The organism is Ktedonobacter robiniae (assembly GCF_016587375.1).
Lineage (GTDB): Bacteria > Chloroflexota > Ktedonobacteria > Ktedonobacterales > Ktedonobacteraceae > Ktedonobacter > Ktedonobacter robiniae.
Genome location: NZ_BNJG01000003.1, coordinates 1 through 14,661 on the forward strand (window position 1 = coordinate 1; position 14,661 = coordinate 14,661).

Sequence of the window (14,661 nt, forward strand, 5' to 3'; positions counted from 1 at the left end):
CTCGCCGAACTCTGGCACCATTGGCAAGAGAACACCCTGGAATTTGCTCGCGAAGGACCCAACCTGGACGAGCAAGCAACGACACCACTCAAGACTCGCTCGACCTTTACCGAACTTGCTGACTTGCCACCACACCTCCAGGAGATCGCGCGACATCGCTATCAATTGATTCGTCCACTCCTTCTGTTATCATCTCGCCAGCGCACCAAAGAGGTGGTCGAAGCACGTATTCAAACATACCTCTCGTCTCTCAATCCGGCCAGTGCTCCACACACGCCTCAGCCACTTGAGCCTGAGGAACATCAAACCATGCTTGCATCATCCCCTCACCTTGCTCCCTTCTTTGACATCACCCCTCGTACGGTTTCGCGTTGGATTCGTCGCTACCAAGAGAGTCACGAAGACATTCGTAGCCTGGTCCCTTCCTATCATCAACGTGGTCCTCGCCACCACCGCTTCAGTCCTCTTCTTGAACATTTCTTGCAAGAAGCCATCAAAGAAACATATCTGACCAACGTTCGCGCTCCAGTGACGCATGTGATCACAGCCTTTAAGAAACGCATCATTCTTGAGAATGCGACACGACCTGCGGAAGAACATCTTCTTGCTCCTGGCAACATGACGATCTACCGCTACATTCAGCGGCTTGACGCCTTGGACGTTGACACGGCTCGATTGGGGAAAGCGCATGCCCAGCGCAAGCACCATCAGACCCAACTCGTCCTCTCCACACCCGGCCCAATCAGCGAGCAGAACTCGACTTCGCGCGCCTCGACCTTCTCGTTGTTGATCCCAATGATCGCCTCCCTATCGGACGGCCAACCATCGCAGCTATCCGCGATAAGTACACCGGCTACCCTCTTGGGTCTTTATCAGTTTCGACCCACCCTCGTATCGTGTGGCCATGGAGTGCATGCTCTATGCCTTTTTGCAAAAGAGCATGTGCAAACACAGTTTCACACCCAACATGCCTACCTGGCCTTTGGCATTCCAGAAGTGCTCGTCGTCGATAATGGCATGGAACTTGATCGAGATTTAGAGCTCGCGTGCTTGCAGTTGGGCATTGAACTCCAACACATGCCAGTACGCAAACCCTGGTTTAAAGGCAGTATTGAACGGTGGTTTCGCACGCTCAATACCGATCTCATTCACGTCACGCCTGCACCACCTTCTCTCACTTTCTCGAACGCGGTGACTATCAATCTCAGCACCATGCCTGTATCACGCTCGACAAACTCTGGGAACTGCTTCATCTCTGGATTGTCGATGTCTATACGCAAGAGGTTCACCGCGGGGTGGGAGGCCATCCCCGTGGGAAAGGAATACCCGCCAGGCTCTGGGAGCAAGCGCTTGAAGAACACTTTGTTCCACGTCTTCCCCCCAGCCGCAATGACTTACTGGTCCTGGTCAGCAGAACCGCCACACGCACCATTCATCACTATGGCATCGAATTTGAACAGCTACGCTATCAGGACCCAAGCTGGCCGCACTTCGCAGCAAGCTTGCACGTGCCAAAACATATCGGTCAACGCACAGCGCCATCGCTCGCCATCGGGAAGACGAGATCAAAGAAGGCATCGTCCACATCAAATACTATCCAGGAGACCTCTCACGCATCTGGGTCCTTGATCCTTTTTCCAACCGCTACCTCGAAGTGGAAGCCGTGGACAAAGACTATACCCAACAGCTCTCCTTATGGAAACATCGTGTCATCAAACGCTATGTTCAGGAGGAACTCAAGCGCCAGGTCAATCAGCAGGCTCTTGTGCTCGCCAAAGCGCGCTTGCAGCAATGTATTACGGATGAGATACGTCTGACACGCAAGCTTCGCACCCGCCAGAGCATGACACGCTGGTGGAATGAACAAGTGACGACATGGATCAATGCATCAACGCATGCGGCTGCCGAGACGTTCATCAACACTCCAGTGGACACATCGCAAGACGGAAACAGAGAGGTCACAGAAGAACATGCACCGCTGGAATCTTCTCTTGAAGCCGAGGCAATGGACCCACATTACCACTCAACCACCACAACACTCGCCGGTGTTGCCGATCTCTCTGCCCTCTCGGGACATACAGGAGCAGGTCTTCCTCCAGCCTGACCAAAATGGACAAACCCCATTCGAGCCATTCCCGCCTCTTTCGTTCGAAGAGTGTACCCCTTTCGACAAGAAACAGCGTCCACCGCGCAAGTCGACCACAGCCCCAAGACACAGGAGAGCGAGACAGGGCCAATCATCGGCCACCGCCCAGGAACCAGAGGAACATATCCCCCCTTACACACAGGTCAGCAGGAACACACAAGTGAACTCCCATTGACTTCCATAACAGAACTCACAACCACCATTACTGAACGGCAACAATCCTTTGGAATTGCCGTTCGTTCCACACACTGGCGCTCGTAACCGCGCCAAGGAGACGAAGAAACCATGACACAGGATCCTTCACCCACACCCGCATGGCAAACTCTCAGTGATGCTGAACGTTACGCCATCATTGATCACATCCTCATCATGCATAAAGGATTTACCGCCCTGCTTGCAGAACTCGACTACTGCAATCGCTTCACCCAAAGCAGCTCCACACATAATCCACCCTGCTTGGCCATTCTTGGCGAGACTGGAGCTGGCAAAACCACCCTGGTCCAGGAATGGTTAGCACGCAACAACAATACGCGCAGCGAAACACCGCAAGGGAGTATCATCCCCTATCTCTACGTCTCCGTTCCCGCTAAGGCCAGTATTAAAGGCACCGCTGCGGCGTTTCTCTCCACCCTGGGAGATCCCAACCCGGGACGTGGCACCCAATGGAATATGGTCACTCGCCTGCACATGCTGCTCAAAAGCTGCCAGGTACGCATGATCTTCGTCGATGAGTTCCAGCACATTCTCGACCGAGACACCCTCCGCGTCCTCAACGCCGTCACGGATTTCCTCAAAGATATTATCAATCAGAGCAACATCCCGATGATTCTTATCGGGCAAAAAGGGGAAGCAGAACCTATCCTTCAGACCAATCCACAACTCAGCCGACGCGTCGGGACACCTCGCTATATGACCCCGTTTCCCTGGGACCGCTCCCAATCCAAAACCACCGCCGAATTCCGCACGCTTATGGAAAGCATTGATCTCGAACTCCCCCTTGATCCTTCAGGGTTGGGAAGCCTGGACATGGCCTATCGCTTTCACTATGCCACCAATGGATATCTCGGCTGGATTATGCATCTGGTTCGCCATGCCGCGCACCTCGCTATCTCCCAGGGCTGCTCCACCCTCAATCGCATCTTATTAGAGCATGCTTATAACGCCTGCATTGCTGGCACCGTGATGGGCGAGAAAAAAATGAACCCTTTTTCGGTCAAGCGTTTTACCTAAATGCCCAGGCTTTCCGGCCACAAACGCGCCATCTGCGCTCACGACGCCGAGATGGCGCACACCCTGTCACGGACAGTCCGCTCATAGGCTCACACGTGCGCGAGAAAAACAGGAGAGACACGTTCACATGCACACCACCACACACAGCATCGCACCACTGCCAGTGCGCGTTCCTCCACAACCCTGGGAAGACCTGCATTCCTTCCTCACCCGTACCGCCAAACAGATGCACTACGAACGCGTGAATCAGGTCATTCAACCTGAGATGAGTCATTTCCGCATTGCCTCTTCTCAGGTGTCTCTGCTCGCTGAGCGAGCTGACTATCGGTTCCTTTCAGATCTTCTTCTTCTCAGTGAGGAAGCGCTCTACCAGATGACCTTACATCGGTTCTCGGCCCCATTTAAGCACCTCGAATACTTTCCCGTCATCAAAGTTCCTTCTTGGCGCTCCGGCCTCACTGAGTATCTCAAACCGAAAATAGCCCTCCACCACGATCCTATTGAGCGACCGCGGCTTCAACGAGATCTTCACCGCACCTTTTTTCTTCCCAACCAGACCACACAAATCTGCCCTCTCTGCCTCCAGGAGGAGGTCGCCTATGACCGCCTGTACTGGAAAGCCAGATACCTGCTGACCTGTCACAAGCATAGGCTGCTGCTCCTGCGACATTGCCCACACTGCTCCAGGCGCATTCCCTCACAACGGCTTGATCCAACCTCCTGTCCCTATTGCCGACACTCCTATGCTTCCACAGTAACGCTGCGCATCGCACCAGAAGCCATGGGGTTGGTCTCTGGGGATCAGTTGACCTCCGTGCTCTTGGCGTTCTTCCTCCTCTTGACCATCCATCTATTCCTTTGGAGCTCAATGATCCACGCACCCTCTTACCACCGCAGCAGTATATTGCGCTTCTGCGCGCCTTTTGTATCAGCCTCCATCGTCTCCAACCCGCTGACGTTCAATCGTTGCTGCCCAACGCGTTCACCGCCTTCCTTCACACCAACCAGCTGTTCCAACGTCCCTATCCAGACGCGGTCCCCCCACTCCAAGTCGCCATCACGCACTGGATCTTTAGCGCCTGGCCCGACCATTTCCTCGCCTTTCTCGATGTCCTCGCATGTTGGTCTCGGAAAACAAAAAAAAAGCATGCCTTTGACAACTTCCCCCACCACTTCCTCCTTGGCGACCTCGCCAAAGACGCCCTCGCCATCGTCTCCCACGCCTACCAGCAGTATCAACCAACCTATTCGTTGCAAACCCTTGAGCACCGCATCCAAGAACACCTCGACGCCTGCAATACCGCCTCCTCCTCTTCCCATAACACCTCAATATGCCTAATGACTATAGGATAAACTGGCAGCTGATGACCCAGCAGAGAGCGCAGTCCAGGAACCTCAAGGACACTATTTCTGGGATTCCCCACAAAACTCCTCTCCTGCACAGACGCCAAGTAGGATCCCACCAATCGTGTCTTTCTTCCCACAATTCCTGTCTTTGGACCCATCTCCCATCGCACTTATCGCGCGCAAAGAAGCCTATCAGCCGACTCCGCCATCACCAAGCCAGGAACACGCTGGAGGGTAAAGACATGTTTTGTGGGAATTCTGTAGGAAAATGACACATGTTGTGGGAAGCAAAGACAGGATTTGTGGGATTTTTCATATGAGGCGAGCTGAGGCAAAGACACTAATTATGAGATCCTACAGAAACATTTACAGAACAAATATGCCGCATGCACAATATATTACATCTGAAATGCCCTTAATACTTTCCAACATTCTTTTGCATTTTTCTCATGGCACCAAGAGAGGGATTTTTTCCTTGAGGTGAGTTGAGCCAAGGACACGAATTTGGGGATTCTACAAATGGAGATGTTACGGCGAGAAGAATCTCTGCCGTGGGGAAGGAAGTTCAGGCCAACAGCTCACCCAGGAGATCCATACCATCGACCTCACTCTCTTGCCCGCGCAAGCGACATGCACCAGGCCCGCCGCCAAACGCCCTCCTCCCAACTCCCGGCGTTCTCGCGCTCACCAGGAGCGCGCCTCGCGCCGTCCTCTCGCACACCATCATGACACCATCTCTGAGACGGACGTCATCTTACGTGAGACGGGCGACAACGCGCGGTGAGAACCGACACCTGCTCAAAGGGATCACTCCCATTCCATTACAGCATCATGAGGAGCAGCAGCTTTCAAAGCCGCTGCTCCTCATTGCTTCTCCTCACTCTGCATATGGTGCTCTTACGAAAAGTGGCAACCGGTTACCACTTTTCCATAGCCATGCCGCGCGAGAAAGGGACCATCATCAGAGCCAGGTGAATGGTGGCCATCGTGACAAGTATGCCCTTTGTCTTTTACGGCATCGACTCATACCTTCTTCCAGTATTTCGAAACATGACCTGCAGGCCATTGACCCTCACCACCAGATCCGGATGGCGCGCATCCCCTGAGAAAGTGAGGAGAAGAGGTGCCAGGTCAGCACCAGGACCAACCAGGTGAGGGCCCTGTAGGAGTCGGACATGCTGCGAATCGCCGCCGGGCACCTCAAAGATGAACACCTGGCCTCTGAGGTTCAGAGCCGTAAAGTGGGTTGGGACGTGTGGATCCAGTTCATGACCGACGATGTGGTCGACGTGCGTCGTTCGCGGATACCCATAGCGCATATCGTCCATGAGCGTGCTACTCCAGGTGACCACCACAGACCCGGCAAGGGCCAGGAGCAGCGCACACAACATCCCCAGCCCAAGGGGCAGGAGCCAGCTTCCTCCTCGGGACGCTTTCGGCTGTGGCGCGACCTCCCGCACGAATTCTGGCACCTCTTCGGTTGTGGTGGGACGCCGCGCTCGCGCTTTGGCGAACTGAGAGGCGCGCGCCGTCTGAACCGCTGACGCTTTCCCGGAGAGGTCCTCGCCGAGGACCTCGGACGGCGACGCACAACAAGGCTGCGTGGCGCGAGACGAGGCTCCTCTCCCTCGATGATTGCAGGCATACTGGTTCCCTCCTTTGATAAGCAAAGCACAACAAGGACGAAGAAGAAATAGAGGGACCACCGTCGGGCAGAGGAGAGGGAAGATCGCTCCCTCAGAGAGAAGCATACCTGAACCAGAGGCAAACGCACAACCCATTTTTCCACGAAGTTTTCCAGGGGGTGTGCACCAATTGTGCAGAGCTTCGCCAACGTTGGAGACAACAGCAGTCAGGACAGGATGAATATCGACTCATCCCGTCTCACGTCCAATCGCATGCAGAGACAGCTATCTCATGCATTTACATATTTTCATCTAGGGCATTGCAAATTGCGGTATTCCATGCTACAGTACAAGATGAAAAGAGGCATTCGTGCGTCGTGCGAATGCCTTCCCCAGGCGTCAAAAACACAGGCGCCATTTTTCACGGGGACATATATATAGCCCCGCAAACAGACACGCAACTGACGAGAGAAATCATCTGCTTCTCTCGTCAGTTGCGGACCAGACACGGCTGATCAGCACATCACTGATTATGTCGAGCATCCCTTTTGCTCTTCACCTTTTGAGGCAAGAAGGACAAAGCGTGTAGAGAGCACTGGAATGGTTCTGCCCCCCGTCTCTCCATGCTGCGTGATATTCGACGGCTCTAGAGTTTCACCGTCCCTTGATTTTTTCGCGATACTCAGGTATACTTTCTAGGTAAGCTTTTTTGAGAGATCCACATTGATCTCTCTTTTTTTGTGCCCTCTTCCTCACAGCACATCTCATTGTGATCCCATCCATCATCATCCTAGCAACACTCTTCTCCATGTGGACATCGAAATACACACCTCTGGGACGTCTCACGTTGCGTGCACATCATCTCCGGCCATGCTCACCCGGTCCTCTTGCAGCGCAACAGCTTTTCCCCAGGGAAACGCCGTCGGCTCCTCCGCGATCGTGATCATCTCCGTAATCGGTTCGGCCTTCCTATTGTAGGATGGCTTGATGTCCAGTTTGCGATGATGCTCCGCGATCTCTTCATGATAGGCCTCCAGATAGGTATTGATTGCCTCCTTCCGGCCACCGACCAACTTCTGGATCGAGAGCGTGGTAATAGACCACTGCTCCAACGGACCGTGGGTCTTGTTCCACTGCATCAGGGTATATACCGCTCGTCGATACCGTTCATGGCCTGCCTCCGGCACTTTCATCCCGACCAGTTTGGACGTGGGGAGCGCCCCGTAGCGCTCACGTTCCCCTCGCCTCGCCTGGCGGCACAGCTGCCTCGCATCCCGCACTCCGACCTCCAGCAGATACGAGAACAGATCGGGAGCACCGGTCAACGCTATCGCTTCCTGCAGCACCGCTTGTGTCTCCGCTGACAAATGAAGCTGCTCCAACGACTGCATCGGCCTTCCTTCTGGCAGGAGGACCCCTCCTTGTTGCTCACCGGCGACCATGGCATCATGGCACCCACACCCTCTTGCTTCTTGATCCTTCTTGCTGGACAGGGGAGACACATCAGTCAGCGCTTCCACTTCTTCCTGTACCAAAGCACTACGGTCTCCTCCCACCACCCCATCTTTGCTCTCCTCAGAGCGCATCCTCTCCTTGAACACCGAAAGCACTTCCACATCCGGTTCACCCAATCGAATCCCACGCCTCTGGTCAATCTTCCCGGCACCATCCGCAATCACATAATCAAAATAATGGGCGGCCCTCGCCAACTGATCCCGCCTCTCCGCAGAAGGTGCTTCTCTGATATATCGATGCCCTTCGATCGTTGCGAGATAGATGCTCGTTGAGACGGTTGCCGGACAATACCAATACAGCGCCAGGCTCCCATACACTGAGCGATAGAGCACCGTGTAGACATCGTGCTCCCCTGGAAAGAGGGGCACCCATCGGAGTACATGGCGATAGGCCGCCTCCCGCACCGCTCGTCCATACCTCAGGCTCACATCACGCCTCGTCAGTCCCTCGCACTCCACAATCCGACGCACACGCTCCACAGCCTCCACCACCAGGGACGCGGGTGCGAACGTCGGGATCTCAACGTGGCTCTCTCGAAAATCTGATCGATTCGGCGCCCCTTCATACCACACGGAATATTTCGTCTTTACGTGAAATTGCCCTGTCTTCACGATTTCTGCCACGCTTCGCGCCTGTATTGATCACCACCCCAAGCACCACCTCTGGCCACGACCTTGCCCGCAACAGCCGTTCTCCACATGCCACTATCGCCTCAGGATCTCGTAAGCGCAGCGGATGAGCCACCTTCCTCTGCACATCCTCCTGGCTGGGCAGATTCATGTGCAACCACTCCTCCTGAGAAAAATTGAGATCCTTCAGGGCAATATGCTCCCACTCACCCGTTCGTGGATTGAACCACCGATTCTCCGCTGTTAACGGCAATTGCCGCACACGCTGCCGGGTTTGGGTCAGCGCAATCCGTAAGGAGTTTGCCTTCCTCAGACCGCTTCTCCCTCGCCATGCCGCAACCTCCGCTTCACAGATGACACGAATCTCCTCTTCTTGCGTGCTCCATCTCTCTAACTCCGGAATCAACGTCCTCCATCGCTCTTCGAGCCACTTCAACGCCATACCTGTTCCCTTTCTCAGCCCTCTGCTCCCTTACCGCAACAATTGCGCACATGCCACATCGACCAGCTTCATCGTCACCCTCCTCCGCTTATTGATGCGCAACAAATACTCAATTTGAAGCAATACTTGACGCACCGATCGAAAATTTCCTTCCGTCCGCTGAAAAATAACACTCGCCAGCCTCCGCATCTATCTCGACTCCAGCCCCCTGGATATACCGCTGCAACAACACGTCCAATTCCTGAGCGTTCAGCCCGGCAAACTCCAGACGCATCCCCACTCGCGATGCCAGTGGCGCAATACTCCTCACCATCCTCTCCAGTCCTGGTCGCCCCACCAACACCAGTCCCATCTGCCCCCGGTCAAACACATCTCGCAACATCTCTAAGCTCACCGGACACAGGCGATTCGCCTCATCCACCATCAGCAAATCGACCTGCCCTGGACGAATATATCCACTTGTTGGCACATCCTCCCCATCCTTGCCCATGTCCCTGGCTACAGCCATATCAGCCATTTGCTGGATTTCCCACCGCAATAACGCCACATCCTGCTCCGTCCGCTTCGGCGTCGCGGTCACCTCCGGCGTATAGAATGCCGTTCTTGGCACCACTTCTGCCTCATTCAGATCATCCGGAGACAGCACATGACGGGCTAATCTCGGTTCAATCACATCCCGCTGGCTGTACCGACGGGCCGCCTGCGTTTTCCCGACTCCTGTCACCCCAGAACAGATCCCGATCGTCCTCGTTTGCCGACTCTATTCACACACATCCACAAACATCTGATACGCCTTCGTCACAAGAAAACGCTCGAACACAGCAACAGCACCATCACTTCCACCTCCAACCACCAGATGTTCTCCCGCAACGAGCTCGTTCCTCTTCTCCAATGGATACTCCTTCTCTCTCCTGCTCTCACTCATGCTCATATCTCTTCCACTGTGGTTCCTCTTCCTCCTGCTCAAATGGTTCCTCTCTCTCCTCTTCCACCACGACCTTGCCCGCTTTGTCCTCACCACGTGCGACCGCTTGATGCGCCACTGCCTTCCACCGCGCGCGCTCTCCTTCCGTTGACACATAGCCTTCCACACTCGCTCGATGCTCTCGTAATTCTCTTCGTAACACCTCACGGCGCCTCGCACGCACTTCCACCACCTCCCCAACAACTCTCCCCTCTCTTCCCACCTCCCAGCACCTCGCTCGGCACACAAACCGCTCTCGTACATCTTCCAATGCATTCGCCAGAGGGAGCTCTGGCACATACACCGCAATCTCCTCACGATTGGACGGATCATAACGCACCACCACGTCTTCCCCAACATACTCGGCTAATGCCACATCGAAATACCGCTGACCCTGGAACGCAATCCCATCTTGCTGGACTCTTCGACGCGTGGAAAACGTCAGCAACAAGACATCAAGGTGTTCTAACGACGCGGGCATCACTGGCACCACCCCTCCTGCCTCCCAGCGCCGCATCGGGGCCTCTCCTATCCCCTCCTGCACCTGCGTGTGATAGCGCAGAGCGCAACCATGTCCGACATATCGCGTCAAATTCCTCTAGCGTCAGACACGCCCCTGGTTTGCTCTGCCTGTCACTCTCCGCCTGCAACCGCCAATCCACCCCTCGCGTGCATATCCGGGCAGATCCACTAACAACTCTTGTTCCACCGTCCGAAAAAAACGCTCGATTTTTCCTCGCCCTCGGGGTCGCCCCTGCTGGGAATAAAGCAACTCAATCTTCAGATCAACCGCCAGGGCTTGCACATGATTCGACGTAAAGTCACTGCCATGATCACTATACAGGCTCTCGGGGATCCCGCAGATGGGCCAACGCTCATCACACGCGCGACCAAATCGCTCCCCGTAACGCCAACGCCGTTTGCGCGGCTGATAACCCTCCCCAACGAGAGCCGATATCCGGTCATACAACGACTATCGTCGTCAAGCACGATCGTCAGATACGGTTTGCACGCTCTTCCACGCTCGTTCACCAGCCAGATATGCAATCGGCAATGATCCACCTGCCACAACTCGTTGCCTCGACTCGCGCGCAAAACGGGTCAGGACCTCAAACTGCTCTCGATACGCCTTCGCACCCTCATGCGCCAGCGTCTCCAAGGCTGGCGACATCCTCCTCACAATTCGATACACGCGGATCATAGCTCGGCTCCTTCCATCCCTGTTCCCTGGCCACCCGACACACCTTTCGATACACACTCCTCAGCTGCGGACGTGGTCGGCTCAGATAGAATCCCTCGATCAGCTCGATCTCCTCCTTTGACAAATCACGACTGTGCCCACGATCTGCTCGTTCCTCTCGCGCTAGGCCCACCAATCCCTGCTCTCGGTAGCGCTTGATCCACCGCTGCACCGTCGAGGACGACACTCCATGCGCTCGCGCCACCTCCGCTTGCGACACCCCTTCTTCCACGCATGGCCGAATCTTCGCAAACCGCTCCAATGCGCGGCTCCCGTTGCCTTTCACTCAACTCCGCACTCGTCTTCGCCTGAGTTCTCATCGGCTTCCTTTCCCTTTCCTTTCTCTCCTGGGTGCTGGCATGTACTTGTCCCAGTTTGGATGACTCAATAAACTGAATGTGAAGAGTCGTAGAAGAAGTGAGGAAATGATGGCAACGGGACAGACATACGATAAGACATTGAAGCAAGAAGCAGTGCAATTGGTGAAAACGAGTGGAAAATCACAGAGACAGGTTGCTGAAGACTTAGGGGTAGCGATGAGTACGCTTAGCCGCTGGTGCTCAGAGCTGGCTACTCATGGAGAACAAGCCTTTGTCGGCAGTGGACATCTGCAGCCAGAAGCTGAGGAGATGCGCCGCTTACGCCGAGAAAATGAGACCCTGAGGCAGGAGCGTGACGTCCTAAAAAAGGCGCTCGCCATCTTCTCGCACCCGTAGAAGAGCGTTTTCGTTTTATCGAGCAGCATCGAGGGCAGTTTGAGGTACGCCTCATGTGCCGCGTGCTCTCGGTCTCAGTAGGCGGATTCTACGCCTGGAGGAAGCGCCCTCCCTCGGCGAGGGAGCAAGAAGATGGCACCATTACAGAACAGATTGTGAACATCTACCATCAACACCAAGGGCGATATGGCAGCCCACGTATTCATGCACAATTGCGTGACGAAGGCATCTCTCTCGGGCGCAAACGGGTTGTGCGCCTCATGAAGCAGGCCCAACTCGCGGCTCATCACACGACCCATCGTGTAGTGACAACACGCACCGATCCGAGAGCAACGCCTGCGGACAATGTGCTTGATCGCGCCTTCCAGGCGCAGCGGCCTGATGAAAAGTGGGTCGCTGATGGGACATACATCGCGACAGGAAGTGGCTGGATGTATTTGGCAGTTGTGCTAGATCTCTTTTCTCGGCGCATTGTCGGATGGGCGATGAAAGGGAGGCAAGACGAGGTGTTGGTGGAGCAAGCTGTCGCGATGGCAGTGAAGCACCGCAAGCCAGCGGCGGGATTGCTGCATCATTCCGATCTCGGTTGCCAATATACGAGTCAGGCTTATCAAGCCTTTCTCAAAGACCATGATATTCTGGTCAGTATGAGTCGCAAAGGGAATTGCTGGGACAATGCGGTCATGGAACGATTCTTTGGTACCCTCAAGCGAGAGTGTACCTCACGGACACACTTTGCGACCTATGAGGAGGCTCGTACGGCCCTTTTTGAGTACATAGAGGTCTACTACAATCGAGTGCGCAAGCACTCCACGCTGGGCTATCTCAGCCCAGTGCAGTTTGAGATCATGAAGCGTTGACTTTTCACTTCATCTGATCATTCAAAGCGGGACAACAACAGGCACAAGATAAAAAAAAAGAGCCATTCCTGTCAATGGCTCTAGGACGCGCCTCGCATCTACCTCGCAAAAAATTCATTCAATTAGTTCGCACATCTCATACCATATCTTCCCCTCTCTCACGATGCGTTTTCTTTGCTTCTCTTTTTTGCACGCTTTTTGCTCGATGCACTCTGTCTTTCCCTCCCCTACACTCCTCCTTCTCCCCCTGATCTGCCTCTCCTCTTTCTTTCTTTAACGACTATAAGAAATAGTCCGCCCAAATAAGTCGCTCATAGTCCCTTCTTTTTACAGACACATTTACATTCACAGATAAACGCTTCATGCTTTCTTTTCTGTGTTCGTACTAGGGGTCATTGCATCATTTTGTGAAAACTGGGGTTTGCCCATAGTTGGGGTAGCGCTGGGCTGGCTCTATTGCCTCTTTTACTCCTTTCTCCTATGTCCTATTTTCCGCGTATCTCGGCTTTGGGTCTTCTTCTCTCCACAAGAGATCATGGCATGTGATTGTGGCTGATCCAGGGAGCGGCAAAACGATGAGCATTCGCGACCTGGTCGAAACAACGGGTGCTCCGGCGATTCTGGCCGTGACGTGCCGCAAAAACAATGATGATGAACAAGCACTGGGAGACCAGTTATTTACTGCATTGGGACTCAAGCTTGGCGGCCATTGGCGCACCCGCAAGCCCAAACTGATGGGGCAGCTTCACCAGTATGGGACGAAATTGATTGTGGTGGATGATGCGCATGATCTCTCGCTCCAGCATTTGATGTTCCTCAAGGAAGTCACCGATCAAGGACGATTACAATACAATCACCGCCTTGGCCTGTGTCTGGTCGCTGCCGGGCGTGGAACCACGATCCCACTGAAGGAAATCCTGGATCAGCCTGAGACCATGTGGTTGCAATTCCGCCGTCGCATGGACAAGTTAGAGCCATTCTGTCGAATTACAGGACATACCTCCGAAGAAGTGCGCGAGGTCCTGGCGACGTTGGAAACCCCGTACCGGGAACTGTTTCCCCAATTGAACTTGCGCCAATGGTCAGGCATCATCTACACCTGGCTTACCCACTCGCTTCTTGATCCAACCAATTCTGGCCGTGCAACAATGGATAACCTGATGAAATTGGTGACGACAGCTCTGGAATGGACATATGAGGATGGGCAGACGGATGTGCAAGAAGAAACGCTAGAGCGAGCTGCCGAACTGCTCATGCTTCGTCGTGATACATTTCGGATTATTGATGGTGCAGGGCCGAGCGTCGATGAACAGGATGCAGCATCGATCAGTCCGGCACAAACTGAGCCTGGCAACACGAAAAAGGAGAGCCAGGCACTTTCCCCGACACTTGAGCAGATGTCTGATCACAAGAGAGAGCAAAGCCAGAAACAACCTGCCACCCAGCCAAAATGTGCTTTCTTCGGGGAGGTTCCCATTGACCTGGAGCAGTTTCTGGAGAGCGGTGTTTCCCTGGTCCAATGCCCCGACTGTACCAGCACCAGTGCGCTTTCTCCACACAAGGGAATCCTGCACTTCAAACCTCACAAACGGCGCAAAAGGCGCTCGACTTCCACAGAACCACGATGGGTCAGACGCGAAATGATCTGGGCGGTCGCGAACTTCTAGTGCTTTTTCTCGGCCCGAATGTGTAAATTGTTTCATTCAATACCGGAAAACCTTTACAATTACGTCAGATAATTGTAAAGGTTTTCCGGTATTGAATGAAACAATTTACAGCCTCTTCCTGGCCGGTGCCTGGCAACACAATATGCGTGTTGGCATTCGTCACAATGGTCGGACGGCGGGCGCGTCCATAGATATCGTCAAGCTGCGCAAAGTTCTGCACGGCGTAGATTAACGCGACTCGACGCGAGCGCAGCATCGCAAGGTGCTGCGCAAAGTCGAT

15 protein-coding genes and 2 pseudogenes are annotated in these 14,661 nt (G+C 54.3%); 7 read left to right on the forward strand and 10 right to left on the reverse strand.

Features of this window, described 5'->3' with window-relative positions; translation table 11 throughout:
• From JMJ04_RS32335 to JMJ04_RS49065, 4 genes and pseudogenes are all read left to right on the forward strand, one after another.
• Positions 1-1,629, forward strand: a pseudogene (locus JMJ04_RS32335) (DDE-type integrase/transposase/recombinase); the annotation flags it as partial.
• A 34-nt stretch (positions 1,630-1,663) separates the two neighbouring features.
• Positions 1,664-2,104 carry a hypothetical protein gene (locus JMJ04_RS32340; protein ID WP_201374548.1) on the forward strand — a complete coding sequence of 147 codons (441 nt, stop codon included), beginning with the start codon at positions 1,664-1,666 and terminating at the stop codon, positions 2,102-2,104.
• 327 nt (positions 2,105-2,431) lie between these two features.
• Positions 2,432-3,376 (forward strand): TniB family NTP-binding protein, encoded by a 945-nt coding sequence (locus JMJ04_RS32345; RefSeq protein WP_201374549.1) that lies wholly within the window; start codon positions 2,432-2,434, stop codon positions 3,374-3,376.
• A 127-nt stretch (positions 3,377-3,503) separates the two neighbouring features.
• Positions 3,504-3,977 (forward strand): annotated as a pseudogene (locus JMJ04_RS49065) (TniQ family protein); the annotation flags it as partial.
• Between the two features lie 284 nt (positions 3,978-4,261).
• Here the strand turns inward: JMJ04_RS49065 and JMJ04_RS47230 are convergent.
• The gene (locus JMJ04_RS47230) at positions 4,262-4,696 is read right to left on the reverse strand and encodes a hypothetical protein (protein ID WP_236038682.1); all 435 of its coding nucleotides are present in this window, start codon (positions 4,694-4,696) and stop codon (positions 4,262-4,264) included.
• Positions 4,697-5,288: 592 nt separating this feature from the next.
• Positions 5,289-5,450 carry a hypothetical protein gene (locus tag JMJ04_RS32355; protein WP_201374551.1) on the reverse strand — a complete coding sequence of 54 codons (162 nt, stop codon included), beginning with the start codon at positions 5,448-5,450 and terminating at the stop codon, positions 5,289-5,291.
• A gap of 448 nt (positions 5,451-5,898) precedes the next feature.
• Here JMJ04_RS32355 and JMJ04_RS32360 point away from each other — a divergent pair, with 448 nt between their 5' ends.
• A complete protein-coding gene (locus tag JMJ04_RS32360; RefSeq protein ID WP_201374552.1) occupies positions 5,899-6,267 on the forward strand; it encodes a hypothetical protein in 369 nt (122 codons plus the stop codon).
• Positions 6,268-7,190: 923 nt separating this feature from the next.
• Here JMJ04_RS32360 and JMJ04_RS32365 read toward each other — a convergent pair.
• From JMJ04_RS32365 to JMJ04_RS32395, 7 genes are all read right to left on the reverse strand, one after another.
• The gene (locus tag JMJ04_RS32365) at positions 7,191-8,486 is read right to left on the reverse strand and encodes a protelomerase family protein (RefSeq protein WP_201374553.1); all 1,296 of its coding nucleotides are present in this window, start codon (positions 8,484-8,486) and stop codon (positions 7,191-7,193) included.
• The gene (locus JMJ04_RS32370) at positions 8,425-8,934 is read right to left on the reverse strand and encodes a hypothetical protein (RefSeq protein WP_201374554.1); all 510 of its coding nucleotides are present in this window, start codon (positions 8,932-8,934) and stop codon (positions 8,425-8,427) included. Before JMJ04_RS32370 ends, JMJ04_RS32365 begins: the two co-directional genes overlap by 62 nt.
• A 109-nt stretch (positions 8,935-9,043) precedes the next feature.
• Positions 9,044-9,676, reverse strand: a complete 633-nt coding sequence (locus JMJ04_RS32375) for an AAA family ATPase (protein ID WP_268887426.1) — start codon at positions 9,674-9,676, stop codon at positions 9,044-9,046.
• An 18-nt stretch (positions 9,677-9,694) separates the two neighbouring features.
• On the reverse strand, positions 9,695-9,826 hold the full coding sequence (locus JMJ04_RS48220; RefSeq protein ID WP_268887410.1) for a hypothetical protein: 132 nt from the start codon (positions 9,824-9,826) through the stop codon (positions 9,695-9,697).
• A gap of 25 nt (positions 9,827-9,851) precedes the next feature.
• A complete protein-coding gene (locus tag JMJ04_RS32380) occupies positions 9,852-10,490 on the reverse strand; it encodes a Mu transposase C-terminal domain-containing protein (RefSeq protein WP_201374556.1) in 639 nt (212 codons plus the stop codon).
• 12 nt (positions 10,491-10,502) lie between these two features.
• Positions 10,503-10,868: a DDE-type integrase/transposase/recombinase gene (locus JMJ04_RS32385; protein ID WP_201374557.1), complete on the reverse strand. Its 366-nt coding sequence runs from the start codon at positions 10,866-10,868 to the stop codon at positions 10,503-10,505.
• 169 nt (positions 10,869-11,037) lie between these two features.
• Positions 11,038-11,424, reverse strand: a complete 387-nt coding sequence (locus JMJ04_RS32395; protein ID WP_268887411.1) for a helix-turn-helix domain-containing protein — start codon at positions 11,422-11,424, stop codon at positions 11,038-11,040.
• 139 nt (positions 11,425-11,563) lie between these two features.
• On the opposite strand from JMJ04_RS32395, the gene JMJ04_RS32400 reads away from it, so the two are divergent.
• Positions 11,564-12,714, forward strand: a protein-coding gene (locus JMJ04_RS32400; RefSeq protein WP_420799535.1) for an IS3 family transposase whose coding sequence is annotated in 2 segments (ribosomal slippage) — positions 11,564-11,827 and positions 11,830-12,714 — 1,149 coding nt in all. Because the reading frame shifts where the segments join, the coding sequence is not laid out codon by codon here.
• A 542-nt stretch (positions 12,715-13,256) separates the two neighbouring features.
• Positions 13,257-14,381 carry an ATP-binding protein gene (locus tag JMJ04_RS32405; RefSeq protein ID WP_236038684.1) on the forward strand — a complete coding sequence of 375 codons (1,125 nt, stop codon included), beginning with the start codon at positions 13,257-13,259 and terminating at the stop codon, positions 14,379-14,381.
• A gap of 64 nt (positions 14,382-14,445) precedes the next feature.
• Here the strand turns inward: JMJ04_RS32405 and JMJ04_RS49070 are convergent, their stop codons facing one another.
• Positions 14,446-14,637, reverse strand: coding sequence for a TraM recognition domain-containing protein (locus JMJ04_RS49070; protein ID WP_420799536.1), 192 nt, complete (start codon positions 14,635-14,637; stop codon positions 14,446-14,448).
• Positions 14,638-14,661: the final 24 nt, after the last annotated feature.